A 14,341-nucleotide genomic window follows, 5' to 3' on the forward strand; every position below is an offset into this window, starting at 1 on the left:
GGGTTTGGCAGGGGTGCCGTGGCCTAGTGTTAAGCAACCTTAGTATTAGGAGAGGCCGCAACCAACGCGGCCGGCGAGACCAACAGAGGTGACCATGGCCAAGCGCAGCAATCCCGCAGTACGAATCGCACACGAAACAGCCCACAACGCCGTATTCGACGCAGACGGCAAACCGAAGCCGGGCGTCCACAACATGCTCCTCCGGGCGGTGGAGATCCAGCGCCCGCTGGTCCTGGCCTACATCCGCCGGCTGCAGCGCAAGCACCCCCGTGCAACCGCCGCCCAGCTGGCGGACATCCTTGAACGTGACTACCTTCGCGCCGTCACAGGCGGCGGTGCAGTGGTTGGCGCAACCGCCGTCGTTCCCGGTGTCGGTACCGTGGCATCCCTCGGCCTCTCGGCCGCCGCGACCGTTGGATTCCTGGAGGCAACCGCCCTTTACGCCACCTCCCTTGCTGAACTGCACGGCATCCGCCTCACCAACCCGGAAAAGGCCAGCACCATGGTTATGGCCCTCATGCTCGGCGAGGAAGGGACCGCGCTGCTGGGAACACTCAGCGGCCAGGCGGCGGGCAATGGCGTTAACGCCACCAAGGCCTGGGGCAACGTCCTGTCGAAGTCCATGCCCGTGCCCGGCTTCGGCTCTGTCCGGACCCGGATCCAGAAAGCCTTCCTCAAGAACCTCCTCAAGCGCCAGGGCACCGCGCTGTTCGGCCGGGCGCTGCCGTTCGGCATCGGCGCAGTGGTGGGCGGAGCCGGTAACCTCATGATGGGGCGTGCGGTGGTGTCCAACGCAAAGGAAGCGTTTGGTCCCATGCCGGACACCATCCCCGGCGAGCTCAACGCCGCCGCACCGCACAACCTGACGCTGGAAGGCAACAACCTTGGATCTCAACGCTGACCTCGGCGAATCATTCGGCTCCTGGAACATGGGGGACGACGCCGCGATGTTCCGGCTGGTCACCAGCGCCAATGTGGCGTGCGGCTTCCACGCAGGCGACCCCGTCACCATGCTGGACAGCTGCCGTGCCGCCTATGAACTTGACGTGACCGTCGGTGCGCACGTTGGCTACCGCGACCTCGCGGGTTTTGGCCGCCGTTCGCTGGACATGTCCTTCGACGAGCTGTTCGGCGATGTGCTGTACCAGCTGGGTGCGCTCGACGGCGTCGCCCACGCCGTGGGTGCCTCCGTTGACTACGTGAAGCCGCACGGGGCGCTGTACAACCGGCTGGTCCGCGACGCCGACCAGGCCTCCGCGGTGGTGGCCGCCGTGAACTCCTACGATCCTGGCCTGCCCATCCTCGGCCTGCCCGGTTCGGAGCTTCTTAAGCAGGCGCAGGAAGCGGGGCACCCCGTCTTTATCGAGGCATTCGTGGACCGCGCCTATCTGGCTGACGGAACACTGGTGCCGCGCTCGCAGGAGGGCGCGGTGCTGCACGACGTCGACTCCATCGTCGAGCGCGCTGTGCGTATGGCCACCAAGGGCGAGGTGGCGGCCCTTGACGGAACCGTGCTGCAAGTGCGGCCGGACTCGCTGTGCATCCACGGCGATACCCCGGGGGCGGTTGAGATGGCTGCAGCCGTCAGGGCGGGCCTGGAAGCTGCCGGTGTAGAGCTGGAGTCTTTCGCGTAGGCCGGCTCACCCAAAAATCAGGTGCGCCACGGTAAAGATCGTGAGCCCGGCCAGTGAACCCACCACGGTGCCGTTGATCCGGATGAACTGCAGGTCCTTGCCCACCTGGAGCTCGATCTTCTGCGAGGTTTCCTCGGCATCCCAGCGGGCAACGGTATCCGTGATGACCCCGGCGATATCCGAGCGGTACGTCCGTACCAGGTAGCCGGCGGCGTCGCCAATCCAGGCGTTGACCTTTCCGGCGAGTTCGGGATCGTTGACCAGCCGCGATCCGAAGTCGCGGACCGCTGCCTTGAACTTGATGGTCAGGTCGCTTTGCGGGTCATCAACAGCATTCAGCAGGGCGTTCTTTACGGTTCCCCACGTCCGGGATGCCAGTTCCCGGACTTCGGGATCACCCAGGACCTGGGCCTTGACGTCCTCAGCGCGCGCGATCATCACGGGGTCGTGCTGCAGGTCCTGCGCCAGGTCGTTCAGGTACTTGTCGATGGACTGCCGGACCTGGTGGTTCTGGTCAGCCTGAACAGCCCGGACGAACTTGAGGAATTCGATATACACCTTGTCGCCCACGAGCCCGTCCACGAACTGCGGAACCCATGTGGGCGAACGCTCCGACACCAGCCGGCTGACCGTCTCGTGGTTTTCACTGACCCAGTCCGCGGCCCTGTCCACGAGCAGGTCCACCAGTTTGTGGTGGTGTCCGTCGTGGAAAATCCGCTCGGCCATCCTGCCCACGGGCGGTCCCCACGGCGGAGTCAGGAGGTGCTTGCGGACCATGCCTTCGATGACCGCCTGGACGTCGTCGTCGTTCAGGACCTTGAACGCACCGCGGATGACGGCGGCGCCCTCCTTGGCCACCCGCTCTGCGCCTGCCGGCGTTGCGAGCCATTCGCCTGCCCTGCGCGCGATGTTCACGCTGGCCAGCTTGTCCTGGACCACCTGCTCGGACAGGAAGTTGGTTTCCACGAACTCACCCAGCGAGGCGCCGATCTGGTCCTTCCGGCGCGGAATGATGGCGGTGTGCGGGATCTTGATGCCCATGGGGTACTTGAACAGCGCGGTGACGGCGAACCAGTCGGCCAGCGCGCCCACCATGCCGCCTTCAGCCGCAGCACGCACGTACTGGAGCCACGGATACTCCTTTTGCAGCGCGAACGCGAACACGAAGATCACCGCCATGGCCACCAGCAGCGCCAGCGCCACCAGCTTCATTTTCCGCAGCGCTGCCGCCTTTTCGGCATCACCGGCGCTGAGTTTATGGCCGACGGCGGCACGCACCTCTGCGCCGGGCGGTGCAGACGGAGCGGGTGGTGTGTGGTTGGTGCGTGCTTCCCTTGTAGTTGCCTCAGAGTTCACCTGCATGTGCCAAGCCTAGTCCCGCAGGGCGGCCCGGGTCGGCTACCGTGTCTCCATGACTACTGACGAGTCAGTGCCGCCGCGGCCCCTGGTCTTTGCCCACCGGGGCTCGAGCGCCGCGTTTGCCGAGCACACCCGGGCAGCCTATCTGCAGGCGCTCGCGGACGGGGCGGACGGCGTGGAGTGCGATGTCCACCTCACCCGCGATCAGCACGTTATCCTCCTGCACGACGCCAACCTGGACCGTACCTCGGATGGAACGGGGCCGGCGGCGGAACGGACGCTGCGCGAGCTCCGCCGGCTGGATTTTTCTTCGTGGAAAGGCGCGCGCATCCCCGAGGCGTACGGTGCGCGGTCCGAGCAGTTCCTCACCCTTCCCGAGCTGCTGGAGATCCTTCGCGGGGCCGGACGGCCCGTGGGGCTGGCCATCGAGCTGAAGCACCCCAGCCCGTACCAGCTCAAGCTGGAGGACAGGGTTCTGGAGGTTCTCCGCGGCGAGGGCTGGGACGCCGGGAGCTCATCCCTGGACAACGTGGCGGTGACCTTTATGAGCTTCAGTCCGGAATCCGTGCGCCGCCTGCTCCGGTCGGTTCCGGCCGAGTACATCTGCCAGCTGGTGGATGACGTGGATGTGCGTGAGCTTCGCGAGGAATTGGGGCTGGGGCTGATCACGGGCGGTGCGATTGCCAACGTTATGAAAGCTGCCCAGCTGGAAGGTGAGCGGATCCTGGACGCAGGCGAAGCCGCTTTGGCCGGCCCAGGCGTCGACTACGTTCGCCGCCACCCGGCAAATGTCCAGCGGTGGCTCGAGCAGGGCCGGCGCTTCCGGGTGTGGACAGTGGACTCCGAGCAGGACGTGGCCCTCTGCCAGGACCTCGGCGTCCACGAGATCACCACCAACGTCCCGGCCCGCGTGCTCGGCCAGCTTCACGTGGCTTCGCCGCAGGGAAGTTGATCAGGCAAGGCAGGCAAGCCAAGTGAGCAGGGCTCTCGACGACGTTCCTGAGCTGTTCCGGAATCTCGAGCCAGTATTCCTGGGCCCTGGATCAGTGATCGATGGTGCGGAACCGGCGCTCGGCGACGCCCTGCCGCCCTGGTCCGGCCCCCGAAGCTGGTGGGGCGGACCCCTGGACGTGGAAGGCCTCGCGCTGGGAGCCGTTGGGGCCGTTGCCGCAGTATTGAACCTCCTGGCCGGAGCGCCGGGCCGCTTTAGGACCACGGCTGCCTTGACGGCCGGCGCCTTTGACTCCTCCGGGCACCTGCAGATCAACGGCCGGAAGATCCAGGGCTTCGCCCCGCTGTCCGGCTTCCGGCGCACGCAGGACGGTTGGATCCGGCTGCACGCCAACTACCCGCACCACGAACAGCGGATGATGCAGGCGCTGGGAGCCCGCACGGCCGATGGCCTGGCGGCGGCCCTCCGCACGATGACATCTCTCGAAGCCGAGGCCGCGATCCAATCCCAGGGCGGGGTTGCCGCAGCGGTGCGAAGCCGCAACGAATGGCTGGAGTCCGGGATGGGCCAGGTTGCAGCAGCGGGGCCATGGATCGATTGGACCTTTGTGGACGGAGAAACCGCAGGCGCCCGGCATTCCCTGCAGCTTCCCACTGAGGACCCGCGCCGCCCACTTGGTGGAGTGCGCGTGCTGGACCTGACCCGCGTCATCGCCGGACCCGTCTCCACCCGGCTGCTCGGGGCACTCGGCGCCGACGTCCTGCGGATCGATCCCCCGCAACTGCCCGAGATCACCGACCAGTTCGTAGATACCGGGTTCGACAAGAGGAGCGCCGAGGCCAGCCTGACCACCGCCGCCGGCCGGCACCAGCTGGATCAGTTGCTGGAGACCGCCGACGTAGTGATAACCGGCTACCGGCGCGGCTCCCTGGACCGCTTTGGGCTGGAGCCGGCGGTGCTGCTGGCATCCCGGCCGGAGCTCGCGGTGGTCTCGTTGGATGCCTGGGGAGGTATGGGTTCCTGGAGTGGCCTGCGCGGTTTCGACAGCATTGTCCAGGCGGCCACTGGAGTCGCCCACCTTTACGGGACGGAGAACCACGACGGCGAGTGGCGGCCGGGTGCGCTCCCTGTCCAAGCCCTGGACCACGCCACCGGGTACGGTGTGGCCGCGGCAGCCATCGCCCTGCTCGCCCGGCGCCGGCAGACCGGCCTCGGCGGCGGGGCCCGGTTGTCGCTGGTCCGCACAGCAGAGGAACTTTTCGCCCTGCCGGCCGTGCATTCCACGGGTATGGCAAGCCTGCTGCCTGAACCCGAACTCGGAACCATGGCGAGCACTTATGGGGAACTCCGCTACGCTCTGCCGCCGCTCCTGGTGGCCGGACGACCTCTCGGCTACACAGCGCCGCCAGTGCCCTACGGAAGTTCTGCTCCCGCCTGGATCTGACGTTTTGCCCCGGTTGGTGGGTTTAAGTGGGCGGATGGGTTTGTTGGGGCTGAGGGTTTACGCCGGGCCGGACGGTTTCAACGGCCTGCCCGGCTTGTGGTTGAGTGGAGCCATGCCTTTTCCCCGGTCCGGCCGGGCCTTCCAGAGCCTTTCCGCTGCAGCCATGAGCGCGCTGCTGCTGGCCAGCGCCATGAAACACTTCCGCGACCCCGGCTTCTTCCGCCAGGTAGTGCCCGATTACCTCTGCCTTGAGGACACGCACCGGCAAGGACTGCGTGACGGCGGTGCAACCGCCAGCGGCAGTGTTCCCGCCACCAGCACAGCTGCCTTCGACGGCGGCCCGGAACCGGGACGCCGTCGGCCCTTGGCTGTGATGACCAGGGAAGAATGGATCGCCGTCAGTGGCCTGCTGGAACTGGCTGCCGCCGTCGGCATTCTTGTCCCGTTGACCCGCAAGGCGGCGGCAACCGCGCTCACCGCGATGTTCATCGTCTTCCTGGCAGGCCATGCCGATGCCCTCCGCCGTGCCTACAGCAGCCAGGGGACCCCTCTGCAGCGCAAGGTTCACACTCTGCGCCTCCCGTTACAGGGGCCGCTGATCGTCTGGGCATGGAGCCTTCGGAAGCCTGCGTTGGCTTCGTGGCCGTGGCAGTGAAAATCTTAGCTTCCCCTGCCGTGCGCGTGGGGCTCTCCATCAGCGTGGCCACCGGCCTGTACGGAATATCATTTGGCGCACTCTCCGTCACGTCCGGGCTGGACTTCTGGCAAACAATGGCCCTTAGCCTGCTCCTGTTCAGTGGCGGCTCGCAGTTCGCGTTCATCGGCGTCGTGGGTGGAGGCGGCTCGGGCATTGCGGCGATGAGCGCAGCCACGCTTCTGGGAATGCGCAACGGCATCTATGGCATGCAGCTGAACGCCTTGCTGCACCCCACGGGGTGGCGCAAGTACGTGGCCGCCCAGGTGACCATCGACGAATCCACAGCCACCAGCACCGGCCAGACCGACCCCGCAGAGCAGCTTCGCGGCTTTTGGGTAGCCGGCATCGGTATCTACGTGCTCTGGAACCTGTTCACCGCGGTGGGGGCGCTGGCCGGAAGCGGGCTGGGGGACCCCAAACAGTGGGGACTGGATGGAGCAGCGGTGGCAGCTTTCCTGGCCCTGCTCTGGCCCCGGCTGAAGGGCCGTGAGCCGATCGCCATCGCGGTGGTGTGCGCCGTTGCCACGGTGGCGGCAGTACCGTTCGTTCCTGCCGGAGTGCCGATCCTGGTGGCCGCCGTCGTGGCGGCCGTGATGGGCTGGTTCAGCCACGGCCGGAGCGATGAGGGCCTTGAGCCGGACGTGGATCCCTACCGGGAGCACCAGCACCGCGGCGCGGACCACCACCACGGCGGGCAGGCCGGCACATGAACCTCTGGATTTGGCTGCTGATTGCCTGTGCCTTGGCCTATGCCTGGAAGCTGGTGGGCTACTTCGTCCCGGCCAGGTTTTTGGAGAACCCACGGATGTCGCGGGTCGCAGGCACCATGACTATCGGGTTGCTTGCATCCCTGACAGTAGTGAACGCCGTAGCGTCCGGGCAGGCCCTGGCGGCCGATGCACGCCTGGGTGCGCTCGCAGCAGCTGCAGTCGCACTGGCGCTGAGGGCACCGTTTCTCGTGGTGGTGGTGGCCGGTGCCGGTACTGCCGCGTTGCTCCGGATGCTGGGCTGGAACTGACCCACAGGTAAGAAGGTGACGCCGTTCCCTTCCCTTACCGGTGGGTGTGAGTTGTACTATGAGAGCGGCTATGCAGTTGGCCCCAACGATTTGATGAACGGCGACGATGGAAGATCAACTGCACGCGTCCGGGTCACGGGCCGGAAGACCCCGTCTTCACAAAAATTTTCAACGACGCGCCGGGCTGCCGGTCAAGCGTTTCTTCACCCGTTTTGCCGGTATCTCCGACGTCCCGGCCGAGGATTTGGAAGCGCTCGCAGAAAGCCTTGAAAGGGCGATGGACGTGGATCCGGCCTCCCAGGTTCCTGCACTCCAGGCCATGGTGCGCCGGGAGATCCGCGCCAGGGGAGCAGCTGACAGCAACTGACTGGGCCAGGACATCACGAGCGGTATCAGGGGGCTCCACACGTGGTGGACGGAACGTGGCTAGGCCACCCCGTGGGCGGCGCCGTCAGGTGCAGCAGACCGGCGCGAGCTTTCTTCAACCGCCATCTCGTACCAAGCCTGGGCGCCGAACTCGGGTTCGGGAGTATCAAGGTTCTGGTAGAGGGCATCCAACAGTTTTGCGAGTTCCTCTGCCGGCAGGGTGGGAAGAAGTTCCTCGGGGCCGCGCGGGTCGTTGATGTAGTGCAGAAGCCGGGAACTGTTCATCGCGCTGGGGCGGTGGAGGGCCGTAGGTGCAGGAACTGTGGCATGCGTGGGCTCCATCTGGAGAGAAACAGAGGCTGGCTGCGTAACCCACTTGAAGTGTATTGCACCTGCTGGAGGCCCACAATGGGGAGGGCCGGGCGTCCTGCGGGGAAGGATTCCTGCGCCTAGAGGGGCTGCTGCCCCGCCAGGGAAGCGGCGGGCAGCGGCACATGGACCGGAAGCGGGCGGGTGGGCCGGACCGTTCGGATGGCGTCCTCCACCAGGGCCAGCGGACGGCGCCAGGCGTCCGATCCGGGTTCCATGGTGTCCACAACCCCGATAAGCATGGCGAGCAGCCGGAACATGTCCGTCATGGAGATGTCCGCGCGAAGGCTGCCTTGGCCTTGGCCGCGTACCAGCAGCACACTCATCGACTCCATCAACGAACCCGTGATGCCTGTCAGGAGTTCCCGGCGGCCGGCGACTGCTCCCAAAAGATTGGCGTCGTCACTGGCGACGGCCATCAGTGCCTCCATAACCCGCAATAGTCCTGCGGTTGCGTCGATGTCGGCAAGAGCGCCGTCCACGACCGGATCCACGGTGAGCCGCAGCTGCCGGTTGAGGGCTGCCAGGACCAGCTCCTCCTTATCCGAGAAATTCCGGAAAAGGGTTGCCGGGCCCACCCCGGCCGTGGCCGCGATGGTCTGCAGCGGTACTTCCGGGCCGAACTCGCGGAAGCACTGACGGGCAGCCGTGATGATCTTGTCCACGTTCCGCGCTGCGTCGGCGCGGAGGGGCTTGCGGGCGACTGCGAGGCTCATGCCAAAAGGTTAGCAATCGAGCTCCTACCCTTCACCGTTACCGAAGGGTAGGGGGTTTTATGACGAGGGGCCAGCCTCCCCGCCCCGCAACATCGCCGGCGTCGTGGCACACTGGGCTTCATGCTGCTTGCGTTTTCTGTCGCCCCGTCCGGTACTCCCAGTGAAGGTTCCCGGCCCGCTGATGCCTCCGTCCACGACGCCGTCGCCGCCGCCGTGAAGATCGTCAGGGAGTCGGGCCTGCCCAATAAAACGGACTCGATGTTCACCACCATCGAGGGTGAATGGGATGAGGTGTTCGACGTCGTCAAGCGCGCCACGGAGGCGGTGGGCCGCTACGGCAGCAGGGTTTCCCTGGTCATCAAGGCCGATATTCGGCCCGGTTACTCAGGTGAGCTGACCGCCAAAGTGGACCGCCTGGAAGACGCGCTCTCCGACGGTTCCTGAGCGCGGACGTCCCATTCGGCGTCGGCCGCAATTTCTCTGGACCCGCGCGTGGCCGCATGCCAGACTGTGCCTCATGTTCGAGCACAAGCCCCGGCCAGAGTGGATTGCCACGGAAAAGTTCCTGTCCGACGTTGTGGTCCATCCTGATCCAGGCGTGCTCAGGGCCGTGCAATCCGCGGCTGCCGCCGGGATGCCGGCCATCGAGGTGGCGCCCAACGCCGGCAAGCTCCTCAAGCTCCTGGTTCAGCTCTCCGGCGCGCGCCGCGTCCTGGAGATAGGCACCCTGGCCGGGTTCAGCACCATCTGGATGGGGCAGGGACTGCCCGACGACGGCACTTTGGTCACCTGCGAATTCCTCCCCAAGCATGCGGAGGTGGCGTGGGCCAACATTGACGCGGCGGGCTTGGGGCAGAAGGTGGAGATCCGGCTGGGACCGGCCCTGGACACGCTTGCCGCTCTGGCAGAAGAGGACCGGGAACCCTTCGACTTCATCTTTATTGATGCGGACAAGGAGAACAACAGCCATTATCTGGACTGGGCCATCCGGCTGGGGCGCCCGGGGACAACCATCGTGCTGGACAACACCATCTGGGAAGGTGCCGTCCTGGACCCCGGCATGGATCCCGTCAATGCCCAGGGAATTGTTGATGCGCTCAAGCTGTTGGGCGTCCATCCCAGGCTGGATGCCACCGTCATCCAGACAGTGGGCTCCAAGGGCTGGGACGGATTCGCTCTCGCACTGATCAAGTAGGGCTGCGGAGAGTCCACGGCGCCCATTACTGAACGGGCGCAGCCACTGATCGGGCAAAGCAAAAGGGCCTGCCGCAGTGTTCCGCAGCAGGCCCTTCTTGGGGGACTCAGTCTTTCTTGAAAGCGTCCTTGACCTTCTCGCCGGCCTGTTTCAGGTCCGCTTTGGCCTGGTCCATCTTGCCTTCCGAGCGAAGGCTTTCGTCATTGGTGGCCGCACCGGTAGCCTCTTTGGCCTTGCCGCCCATCTTCTCTGCGGCGTTGTCGATCTTGTCATCCAAACCCATGGTGATGCTCCCTTCGGCTGGTGGCCTGCGGACGATAACCGCCGGCCATGTTCAATGCTAACCAGCGGAAGGTAGCTACAACAGGTTCGATAGGGATTGTCAGACCAGGTCCGGCGCGCTCGCCACAATGTAGTCGGCGGCGGCGGGGCCCGTCATGGACAAGTTGTTGCTGTCCGGGTTGATCCCGTGGGACTGAAGCGCCTCCCACAGGGCTTCCGGAGCTTGGAGCGGTGCGTTGTGGAGGAGGCACCAACTGGTGTACAGCCCGTAGAGCTCATCGCGTCGGAGGCCCAGGCCGGGCTCCCTGTCTGCGACAACTGCTTCGGCAAGAAAATCTTCAAAATGGGTAGCAGGCATATTCGCTCATTCGGGGTCGACCGTGTTGCCGCCGTTTCTGCTTCAGCGGCACTGCCGGATCCCAAGGGAACCAGCAGGGTAATCATGAACGTATGGCAGTACGGCTCGTTTTGTCCAGTTGCGCCGGGAATTTCATTGAATCGAGGGGGCCGACGGCGACTGGGGGGACTGGCCTCGGTCTCAGAAGAGGCCATCTCACCGCCGGCCCCGTCTATCTCCCGGGCCACCTTGTTGTTGACCTGGGAAACCTGAACAGGACCCTCCACCACAATTTTCCCCCATCTTGCAGGTCCTGCCTAGTCCCCGGAACTACGGCTGCCGTCTGCTAACTTCTGCCTGCCGCTGTCCCCGGCTCCCAACTGCTCAGTCCCGGCCGGTGCCACGGTCACGCAGCTTGTTCCGAACCCGGTCACGATGCGGCTCCCTGGGCTGGCCAGCGTCCTGGCCACCGGCCTGGCCGTTGTCTCCGTTGTCCCCGGAATCCCCGTCCTTGCCGTTCTCCGCACTGTACTTCTCACGGAGTTCACGTCCGTGCTTGATGTCCTCTTCCTCTTGCTTTTGCAGTTTTTCGCTCTTCTTGGTGTCACGCGGCGGCAGCTGGATGGTTTCTTCTGCCTCGATACCTGCCTGGAGCTGGCGGCCCCGCTCCATCTCGGCGTCGAACTCGGCGCCAAAGAGCAGGGACATGTTCAGGATCCACAGCCACAGCAGCATCACGATCACGCCGCCCAGGGCGCCGTAGGTCTTGTTGTAGTTTCCGAAGTTGCCTACGTAGAAGCCAAACCCAAGGGACGCCAGCAGGAAGACGAACAGGGCAATACCGGAACCCATGCTCATCCACTTGAACTTCGGCTGTTTCACGTTGGGCGTGGCGTAGTACAGGACAGCGATGATGGCGATGATGAGTACCACCATGACCGGCCATTTGGCGATGTCCCAGATGGTGAGGAACACTCCGCTCAGCCCGATCAGGCCGCCCACAGCCTCAGCCACCGGCCCACTAAGCACCAGCATGCCTGCCAGGATGGCAACGATGACCACGGCCAGGAGGGTGACCGCCAACATGGTGCCGCGCAGCTTGACGAAGGCCCGGCCCTCGTCAACCTCATACACCCGGTTCATGGCACGGCCGAAGGCGCCCACATAGCCGGAAGCGGACCACAGTGCGGTGGCAAGGCCGATCACCAGGGTCAAACCGGCAGCAGGTGCACTTGCAAGGTCTGCCACAACTCCGCCTACCGTGTCTGCAGTCTCGGCCGGGACAAATCCCCTAACGATTTGCAGGAGCGCGTCGGTGGTCTTCTGCGGGTCACCAAAGATTCCGACCAGGGACACAAGTGCCAGGATGGCCGGGAACAGCGACAGCACCGCGTAATACGTCAGTGCAGCAGCGAGATCCGGGCACTGGTCCTTGTTGAATTCCCGCAGGGTCTTCTTGGCAATGTACTTCCAGTTCGGCTTGTCCAAGTCCCTGGGGCTGTCTGGCTTCCGTGAGTCGTTTGGATCCGGTGCCTGGCCTGCTTTGGCTGTGCTGCTCTCGGATGCGTCATGAGTGGCCATGGGGTGTCCTCTCGATAAGGGTGCGAAAACTGAAAGGCCGGCTCCGCGGGATGGCGGGGCCGGCCTCTCAGGTGGTGCTCGTGCCTCTTGGTGCCGCGTTCAGTGGCGGGTCAGGTGTTTTGGACGTTGGTTTTGGCGTCGGTGGCGCGGTCTTTGACGTCGGTGACGGCGCCTTGGCCTTCGGCTTTGACGTTCTGGGCGGCGTCGGTGGCGGTGGCTTTGACGTTGTCCATGGCTTCAGGTGTTTTGGACGTTGGTTTTGGCGTCGGTGGCGCGGTCTTTGACGTCGGTGACGGCGCCTTGGCCTTCGGCTTTGACGTTCTGGGCGGCGTCGGTGGCGGTGGCTTTGACGTTGTCCATGGCTTCCTGGGCTGGTTCCTTCAGGTCCTGGACCATGTCCTTGGCTGCGTCGGTGACCTGGGTGGCGAGGGGCTCGGCGGCGGTTTTGAGCTGCTGGGCTGCTTCGCGTTCCTTTTGGCTGGCCGGGATCAGGGACGAGACGAGCATTCCGGCGCCGAAGGCGATCAGGCCGGCGGCCAGGGGGTTGCCCTGGGTTTTGGCTTTGACCTGGTCCGGGGTGTGGGAGAGTGCGGTGCCGGCGTCAGAGAGTTTGGCGGCGGCGGTGTCCTTGGCGCCGTGCAGGGATTCGCCGGTGCTGTGCAGGGCGTCCCCGGTGTGGCTGGTGCCGGAGTGGACCTTGTCCTGGACCCGGGTGGTGGTTGAGTCTGCTGCTCCCATGATTTTCTCCTTGACCCCTGTTACGGCGTCCTTCACCGATTCTGTGACTTTGTCAGTCTGGCGGTGGACGATGTTGGAGGGGGTGACTTTGTCGGCGACCGCGTCCACGTTGGTGCCCAGGCGTGCGCGGGTGGCTTCTATGTCTTGGCGGATTGCGTCCGGGTTATCGCTCATCGGTTTACCTCACCTGGTTTTAGGGTTGGGGGAATTTCAGAGAGTGTTTCGCTGGTCTGCGGGATGCCCTTGATTTGTTTGAGTTCCTTGCGGCCGATCGAGGCCAGGACCGCGGCGATGATGCCCCAGATCACGGCGACGATCACGGCGGCCCAGCCCAGCGGCATCAGGGCGCCCAGGGCGAACATCAGTGCCAGGGAAAGGAACAGCAGGACGAAGTGCCCGGCGACGCCGGCTCCGGCGAGCATGCCGCCGCCTTTGCCTGCCTTGGTGGCGGACTGCTTGGCTTCGGCCTTGGCGAGCTCGAGTTCCTGGCGCATCAGGGTGGACAGATCCCGGGTCACATCACCCAGCAACTCACCCAACGACGCGTTGTCCGCCTTCCGCCTTCTGCTGCTGGGTGCCGGCCTGGCTGGAAAGCCCTGATTTTGCCTGGGACAGCAGGTCCTGCGCGCTGGACTTCGCCTCGGAAGCGACGTGGGCGGCTTCTTCCTTCGCCGTCTGGGCCACATTCTGCGCGGAGCCCTTCGCGGTCCGGGCTACGTCAGCTGCTTCTTCCTTTGCTGCGTCCTTGCGGGACGACCCGGAGGCGTCACCGATTGGAGCCTCACCATATTGGGGGGTGGCGGCGGACGGGAAAGTGCTCGCGCTTCGCTCGCCCGGAATTCCTGTAGAGGCCGGCGGAGCCGTGTAGGCGGGATCCTCGGGCCATTGGTTCTCTGTCATCTTCGCTCTCTCTTTCCAAGAAGGCCGGTTGTTGATCAAGAACCAGCGATACTGGCCCTAAAATAATAAGCATGATTACTAATAAAAGGTAAGTACGCTTGCTAAGCGAGTTATTAACGGTTCCAAAAAGTCAGCCGGAATGGCCTCCGCCGGCCCGGTCACATCGAAGTGGAAGTGGTGGGTAATTTGGAAATGGCTCCGTGGGTTTGGGTGGTAATTGCCGTAGTTGTGGTGGTGCTGATTGTGCTGCTGCTGCTCGCAACAGGACGGCGCCGGAAGGCGATTCAGCAAAAGCGGGACAACGCGAACCGCGAGAAGGCCGCGGAGATCCGCCGTGATGCCGAGAACAGGGAACTCGACGCCCGGGAACGGGAAGCAAAGGCGGCCCGCGCCAGGGCGGACGCGGAGCAGGCGCAGGTTGAAGCAGCACGGTTGAGCCAGCAGGCGGATCAGCAGGCCACCGAGGCCAAGTCGCTCCGCGAGGACGTGGGTGAACGGACGCGGAAAGCCGACGAGCTTGACCCCGATGTCAAGAGGGACCGCGACGCCAACCGCGGTGCCACCAGCCACCCCAATGCGGCCCGCGATGCTGCTGACACTGCCCGCGGGGCGGGAGGCGCCCGTGACGGCGCCCGCGAGGACCGCCGCAACGATGGTGCCAATCCTGGCCAGGGCGGCTCGCACGTGGATCGCGACAATCCGCGCTCGGGCATCTAGGCCGTTAGGCAGGGCGGCACCGAGTCCAGGTGCGGG

At 65.1% G+C, this 14,341-nt stretch carries 21 protein-coding genes; 11 read left to right on the forward strand and 10 right to left on the reverse strand.

Annotated features, from left to right (window positions below):
* Positions 1-94 precede the first annotated feature (94 nt).
* Together M8J71_RS19155 and M8J71_RS19160 are read left to right on the forward strand one after the other, a co-directional pair.
* Positions 95-901 (forward strand): hypothetical protein, encoded by an 807-nt coding sequence (locus tag M8J71_RS19155; protein ID WP_163168023.1) that lies wholly within the window; start codon positions 95-97, stop codon positions 899-901.
* Positions 885-1,634, forward strand: coding sequence for a LamB/YcsF family protein (locus M8J71_RS19160; protein ID WP_256249392.1), 750 nt, complete (start codon positions 885-887; stop codon positions 1,632-1,634). Before M8J71_RS19155 ends, M8J71_RS19160 begins: the two co-directional genes overlap by 17 nt.
* A gap of 6 nt (positions 1,635-1,640) precedes the next feature.
* Here the strand turns inward: M8J71_RS19160 and M8J71_RS19165 are convergent, their stop codons facing one another.
* On the reverse strand, positions 1,641-2,996 hold the full coding sequence (locus tag M8J71_RS19165) for a DUF445 domain-containing protein (RefSeq protein ID WP_256249393.1): 1,356 nt from the start codon (positions 2,994-2,996) through the stop codon (positions 1,641-1,643).
* Between the two features lie 49 nt (positions 2,997-3,045).
* Here M8J71_RS19165 and M8J71_RS19170 point away from each other — a divergent pair, with 49 nt between their 5' ends.
* The 6 genes from M8J71_RS19170 to M8J71_RS19195 all read left to right on the forward strand — a co-directional run bounded on the left by M8J71_RS19170 (position 3,046) and on the right by M8J71_RS19195 (position 7,471).
* A complete protein-coding gene (locus M8J71_RS19170) occupies positions 3,046-3,945 on the forward strand; it encodes a glycerophosphodiester phosphodiesterase (protein ID WP_256249394.1) in 900 nt (299 codons plus the stop codon).
* A gap of 22 nt (positions 3,946-3,967) precedes the next feature.
* A complete protein-coding gene (locus M8J71_RS19175) occupies positions 3,968-5,389 on the forward strand; it encodes a CoA transferase (RefSeq protein WP_256249395.1) in 1,422 nt (473 codons plus the stop codon).
* Between the two features lie 112 nt (positions 5,390-5,501).
* Positions 5,502-6,044, forward strand: a complete 543-nt coding sequence (locus M8J71_RS19180) for a DoxX family protein (protein ID WP_256249396.1) — start codon at positions 5,502-5,504, stop codon at positions 6,042-6,044.
* Positions 5,999-6,796, forward strand: coding sequence for an AzlC family ABC transporter permease (locus M8J71_RS19185; protein WP_256249397.1), 798 nt, complete (start codon positions 5,999-6,001; stop codon positions 6,794-6,796). Before M8J71_RS19180 ends, M8J71_RS19185 begins: the two co-directional genes overlap by 46 nt.
* On the forward strand, positions 6,793-7,104 hold the full coding sequence (locus tag M8J71_RS19190) for an AzlD domain-containing protein (RefSeq protein WP_256249398.1): 312 nt from the start codon (positions 6,793-6,795) through the stop codon (positions 7,102-7,104). Before M8J71_RS19185 ends, M8J71_RS19190 begins: the two co-directional genes overlap by 4 nt.
* 106 nt (positions 7,105-7,210) lie before the next feature.
* The gene (locus M8J71_RS19195) at positions 7,211-7,471 is read left to right on the forward strand and encodes a hypothetical protein (protein ID WP_256249399.1); all 261 of its coding nucleotides are present in this window, start codon (positions 7,211-7,213) and stop codon (positions 7,469-7,471) included.
* A 59-nt stretch (positions 7,472-7,530) separates the two neighbouring features.
* On the opposite strand, the gene M8J71_RS19200 is transcribed toward M8J71_RS19195, so the two are convergent.
* Both M8J71_RS19200 and M8J71_RS19205 read right to left on the reverse strand, forming a co-directional pair.
* On the reverse strand, positions 7,531-7,812 hold the full coding sequence (locus M8J71_RS19200; protein WP_256249400.1) for a hypothetical protein: 282 nt from the start codon (positions 7,810-7,812) through the stop codon (positions 7,531-7,533).
* A 107-nt stretch (positions 7,813-7,919) separates the two neighbouring features.
* On the reverse strand, positions 7,920-8,555 hold the full coding sequence (locus M8J71_RS19205) for a TetR/AcrR family transcriptional regulator (protein WP_256249401.1): 636 nt from the start codon (positions 8,553-8,555) through the stop codon (positions 7,920-7,922).
* Positions 8,556-8,675: 120 nt separating this feature from the next.
* Here M8J71_RS19205 and M8J71_RS19210 point away from each other — a divergent pair, with 120 nt between their 5' ends.
* Together M8J71_RS19210 and M8J71_RS19215 are read left to right on the forward strand one after the other, a co-directional pair.
* Entirely contained in the window at positions 8,676-8,999 is a 324-nt protein-coding gene (locus M8J71_RS19210; RefSeq protein ID WP_163168031.1) for a thiamine-binding protein, read from the forward strand.
* Positions 9,000-9,072: 73 nt separating this feature from the next.
* A complete protein-coding gene (locus M8J71_RS19215; protein ID WP_256249402.1) occupies positions 9,073-9,750 on the forward strand; it encodes an O-methyltransferase in 678 nt (225 codons plus the stop codon).
* A 106-nt stretch (positions 9,751-9,856) separates the two neighbouring features.
* Here the strand turns inward: M8J71_RS19215 and M8J71_RS19220 are convergent, their stop codons facing one another.
* The 7 genes from M8J71_RS19220 to M8J71_RS19250 form a co-directional block, all read right to left on the reverse strand.
* Positions 9,857-10,033 carry a CsbD family protein gene (locus tag M8J71_RS19220; protein ID WP_256249403.1) on the reverse strand — a complete coding sequence of 59 codons (177 nt, stop codon included), beginning with the start codon at positions 10,031-10,033 and terminating at the stop codon, positions 9,857-9,859.
* Positions 10,034-10,132: 99 nt separating this feature from the next.
* Positions 10,133-10,390 carry a hypothetical protein gene (locus M8J71_RS19225; protein ID WP_256249404.1) on the reverse strand — a complete coding sequence of 86 codons (258 nt, stop codon included), beginning with the start codon at positions 10,388-10,390 and terminating at the stop codon, positions 10,133-10,135.
* Positions 10,391-10,753: 363 nt separating this feature from the next.
* Positions 10,754-11,950: a YihY/virulence factor BrkB family protein gene (locus M8J71_RS19230; protein ID WP_256249405.1), complete on the reverse strand. Its 1,197-nt coding sequence runs from the start codon at positions 11,948-11,950 to the stop codon at positions 10,754-10,756.
* Between the two features lie 110 nt (positions 11,951-12,060).
* Positions 12,061-12,183 carry a hypothetical protein gene (locus tag M8J71_RS19235; RefSeq protein WP_256247149.1) on the reverse strand — a complete coding sequence of 41 codons (123 nt, stop codon included), beginning with the start codon at positions 12,181-12,183 and terminating at the stop codon, positions 12,061-12,063.
* A 4-nt stretch (positions 12,184-12,187) separates the two neighbouring features.
* Positions 12,188-12,862: a DUF3618 domain-containing protein gene (locus tag M8J71_RS19240; protein ID WP_256249406.1), complete on the reverse strand. Its 675-nt coding sequence runs from the start codon at positions 12,860-12,862 to the stop codon at positions 12,188-12,190.
* Positions 12,859-13,218, reverse strand: coding sequence for a phage holin family protein (locus tag M8J71_RS19245; protein ID WP_256249622.1), 360 nt, complete (start codon positions 13,216-13,218; stop codon positions 12,859-12,861). Before M8J71_RS19245 ends, M8J71_RS19240 begins: the two co-directional genes overlap by 4 nt.
* Before the next feature lies 1 nt (position 13,219).
* Positions 13,220-13,588: a hypothetical protein gene (locus M8J71_RS19250; RefSeq protein ID WP_308292964.1), complete on the reverse strand. Its 369-nt coding sequence runs from the start codon at positions 13,586-13,588 to the stop codon at positions 13,220-13,222.
* A 192-nt stretch (positions 13,589-13,780) separates the two neighbouring features.
* On the opposite strand from M8J71_RS19250, the gene M8J71_RS19255 reads away from it, so the two are divergent.
* Complete coding sequence (locus M8J71_RS19255) at positions 13,781-14,305, forward strand: hypothetical protein (RefSeq protein ID WP_256249407.1); 525 nt, start codon at positions 13,781-13,783, stop codon at positions 14,303-14,305.
* Positions 14,306-14,341: the final 36 nt, after the last annotated feature.

Source organism: Pseudarthrobacter sp. R1 (assembly GCF_024494415.1).
Lineage (GTDB): Bacteria > Actinomycetota > Actinomycetes > Actinomycetales > Micrococcaceae > Arthrobacter.